This is a genomic window from Streptomyces sp. GC420, from assembly GCF_009916105.1.
In the GTDB taxonomy this organism is placed as follows: Bacteria; Actinomycetota; Actinomycetes; order Streptomycetales; family Streptomycetaceae; genus Streptomyces.
Map to the genome: position 1 here is coordinate 1 of NZ_JAAAXQ010000795.1, position 862 is coordinate 862.

Sequence of the window (862 nt, forward strand, 5' to 3'; positions counted from 1 at the left end):
GGGGACATGGGTATTCGGCTGCTCCGTGCGGTGGGGGCCCGGCGGCGGCCGGGCCCATCGGTGGGTTGCCGGCCGGCGGTCGGCGATCGTGGTCGTGTCCTGATGGGGCGGCCCGATGGTGACGGGTGGTCAGTCTGGTGACGGGCAGTCAGCCGCCGGAGTCGTCGTCGCCGCCCGCGAGGGCCGCGGCGAGGTGCCCGGCGATGGTCTCCACGTGGGGCGGGTCGATCAGGGACAGGTGGTCGCCCCGCACGGGCACGATCTCGAGCGAGCCGCACAGGGGCGCCCAGCCCAGGTCTGCCTCCGCCCGCAGATAGCGCGGGTCGAGTGCCGTGGTGAGCCGGTGCGACTCCTGCGCGCGGTAAAGCACCACCCGCCCGGGGTAGCGCCTGGGTTCGTACCGCTCCCCCACACGCGCGTCGATGTACGAGGTCCGCTGGTGTTCCATCACCCCGGGGCTCATGTCGAGGCCCGCCCGGGCCACCAGACGCATGACGACCTCGATCTGCTGCTCGTCGGGCGTGGCCGCCAGTTCCTCGTAGGGCAGCTCCAGACGGTGTCCGTACGTCTTCTCGATGTACTCGGCGAAACGGCCGAAGCGTTCGAGCAGGAGGTCCCGCGACTCCAGGCCCGGCAGTGCGGCCGGAAGGATGGTGTCGATGAGTCCGAGGTATCCCACGGAGTCGCCCGCCGCGTGGAGCCGGCAGGCCACCTCGTACGCCAGACAGCCGCCGAAGGACCAGCCCAGCAGATGGTAGGGCCCCCGCGGCTGGAGTTCGCGCATGATGTCCAGGTAGTGGGCGGCCTTCTCCTCCATGGTCCCGGCCGCCTCGACCCGGTCGAAGCCGTACACGGCCCGGTC

General features: G+C 71.7%; 1 protein-coding gene. It reads right to left on the bottom strand.

The features are described 5' to 3' along the window. Window positions 1-148: 148 nt before the first annotated feature. Window positions 149-862, bottom strand: a 714-nt coding sequence (locus tag GUY61_RS38665; protein ID WP_243767055.1) for an alpha/beta fold hydrolase, incomplete at its 5' end; no start/stop codon positions are given.